The 2,480-nt window shown below is 70.8% G+C and carries 3 protein-coding genes; 1 reads left to right on the forward strand and 2 read right to left on the reverse strand.

Annotated elements, in window-relative coordinates; translation table 11 throughout:
* Positions 1–59: 59 nt before the first annotated feature.
* Complete coding sequence (locus G3I65_RS24715) at positions 60–647, reverse strand: papain-like cysteine protease family protein (RefSeq protein WP_160698216.1); 588 nt, start codon at positions 645–647, stop codon at positions 60–62.
* Between the two features lie 198 nt (positions 648–845).
* On the reverse strand, positions 846–1,442 hold the full coding sequence (locus G3I65_RS24720; protein WP_160698217.1) for a DUF6801 domain-containing protein: 597 nt from the start codon (positions 1,440–1,442) through the stop codon (positions 846–848).
* Positions 1,443–1,672: 230 nt separating this feature from the next.
* Here G3I65_RS24720 and G3I65_RS24725 point away from each other — a divergent pair, with 230 nt between their 5' ends.
* Complete coding sequence (locus G3I65_RS24725; RefSeq protein WP_160698218.1) at positions 1,673–2,179, forward strand: hypothetical protein; 507 nt, start codon at positions 1,673–1,675, stop codon at positions 2,177–2,179.
* The last annotated feature ends 301 nt before the right edge of the window (positions 2,180–2,480 follow it).

Below are 2,480 nucleotides of genomic sequence, written 5' to 3' on the forward strand. Positions count from 1 at the left end.
GGTGGCGAGCATCGCGGCGCCGGCCAGCACGGCCGCGCCCATCGCTTTCCGCAGCACGCTCATCCCTCGATTCCGTACACGGTGTGGGTCCACTGGAACTGGGTGTTCGAACGGTAGGTGTCGTAGTTCATCGAGTTGTAGCGGCTGTTGTTCGGCCACGGGTCGCCGTATTCGACGCGGGTGGCGCCGTTGGAATTGTCGTAGCCGTAGAGCACGTGCATGTGCCCGCCGCCGGAGCGCCAGCCGATGCGAGTGCCGATCGGCTGCCCGGCGTCGATCTGGTTCTTGATCCCGGTGAACGTGAGCGTCTGCCCGTTCGAGTTGTACGTGCCGGCGCTGGTGAACCCGAGGTAGCGGAACACCCGCTGCTGGTCGGACAGGTAGCCCTGGTTGTTGGCGCAGTCGCTGCCGGACTCGTTGTGCGCGATCTGGCAGAACCGGGTCTGGGTCAGGGAATAGCCCCAGAAGTCGGCGATGGTGTTGCCGCTGGCGTCCCAGCACCACTGGTCCTTCTGCTGGGCCTGCATGGTGATGCCGAGGTCGGTGCGCGCGGCGGCCGCGGTGGCCGGCGCCTGCAGCGCGACGGCCGCGGCCGTGGCGGCGGACAGGATCGCGAGTCCACGAAGGACTCCTGGCATGGTTTTCACGAAGGTGGACCTCCAGCCGGTGACGAGGCGGTGTGGTGGCACGGAATACTCCGCGCCCGGCCCGGGCACCCGGTACCTACTAAGGGAGGAACACGTTGGGGAGAAACGGTTTCCGGTGGATCCCGGCATTTCCCGTGTTGCCGGATTCCGGCACCGGCGCACCCCCGCCGGACGGATTCCGGCGGGGGCGGCCCCGCGTCAGCTCACGGTGGTCGTGCCCAGGGTGGCGTCCTGGTCCGGCGGGTCGAGCGTCAGGTCGACGTCGAACTCGCCGAGGCTGCTGTCGGTGACGACGTGGGTGGCCGCCGCCGCGTCGACGCTGCTCGTGGCCTCACCGGCCGGGGTGCCGGCCGGGACGGTGAAGTCGACCTGGCCCTGCGCGGTGAACTTCAAGGAGCCTTCGGCGGGCACGGGCGTTTCGGGGATGGGCAGCTCGATCGGGATCGCCACCGACTGGCCGGCGATGGCGACGTTCACCTTGGACTTGATCGCGCCGGACACCTTGGTGGCGCCGACCAGCCGCAGTCCGTCACCGGCGGCCTGGCCCGCGTCGACGTCGAGGCTGAACGGCACCGAGACGGGCGTGCCCGCGGTGGCGGTCGCCGGGATGTCGGCCTTGACCACCACCGACACCTGCTGCTCCCCGATCAGCGGGAACCCGCCCTTGTAGGTGAGCGTTTTCTCGGCCGCGGCGGCCGGGCTCGCGCCCGCCACGGCGACCGCGCCCGCCAGCACCGCGGCCATTCCCATTCCGAGGAATCGGCGGCGGGTTTTCAGCACGAGGGTTTCCGTCATATCGGATCCTTTCATCGTCGAACGGACTTTCGGATACTAGGTGGAAACTCCCCAACCGGCCATTCTCCTTTTCCGTTTCCCGGGAATTTGTCATATGCGTTTGCGCGTACCGGCACGGTTTTTGTCACCGCCCCGCGAGAGCGGCGGTGTAGTGGCGGTGTAGCGGCCGCGCGCAGGGTTCTCCTCAACGCCGGGGCACGCCGTCCCGGTCTACTGAGGGAGACACACCCATGCGAACCATCTGCCAGGCGGCCGCGCTGTCGGCTGCCCTGCTGTTCGGCGGCGCCACCGTCGCCTCGGCCGCCACCGCGCCGACGGAGGTGTACTCGGAGGTCACCGCGGCCGACATCGCCGACCCGGGCGCCGTCCTCACCGACTCGGCCGCCGACCTCGTCGCGGCGCGGACGGCGAACCAGGCGATCTCGTGGTTCTCCAGCCGCAACGGCAGCACCGCCTACCAGGGCTACTGCGAGCGCGCGGTGCGCCTGGCCTGGAACCGCACGACCCACCACGCGAGCGCGATCGAGCACTGGCGCTCCTCGGACGGCGCCCGCCACACGACCGGCACCCCGCCCCGCGGCGCGTTCGTCTTCTGGAACATCTCGGCGTACGGCCACGTGGGCATCGCCGACGGCAACGGCGGCGTGTGGGCGACGAGCGTCAACGGCGCGATCGGCCACGCCCGCCAGGGGTACTTCGCGCACTACCTCGGCTGGAAGCCGGGCAACAGCAACTGATCACGGTCGCGCCGGGCGTACCTGGGGGTTACGCCCGGCGCGGGGGCCGAAACACCGGGCTGCACGCCACTTCCGGCCGCAGAGCCCACCCCGCCGGCCAGCCGACACCGACGCTGGCACCCGCCCGCACCCCGCCTGACTCAAGCGCGCATCGCCGCCGACGGGCCGACGGCCACGCCTCACGAGCAATCCCGGCACCGGCACGCACCCCGCTCGGCTCGACGGCACCGACCCCGGCCACACCACCCGGCCACGCCCGGGATCAACGGCGCCGGCCCGCGCAGCACCCGGCCACACCCGC

The organism is Amycolatopsis sp. SID8362, assembly GCF_010550475.1.
Lineage (GTDB): Bacteria > Actinomycetota > Actinomycetes > Mycobacteriales > Pseudonocardiaceae > Amycolatopsis > Amycolatopsis eburnea.

Coding starts and splice junctions, on each gene's coding strand:
- G3I65_RS24725 (WP_160698218.1), top strand. CDS start 1,673: ATGCGAACCATCTGCCAGGCGGCCGCGCTGTCGGCTGCCCTGCTGTTC.
- G3I65_RS24720 (WP_160698217.1), bottom strand. CDS start 1,442: ATGACGGAAACCCTCGTGCTGAAAACCCGCCGCCGATTCCTCGGAATG.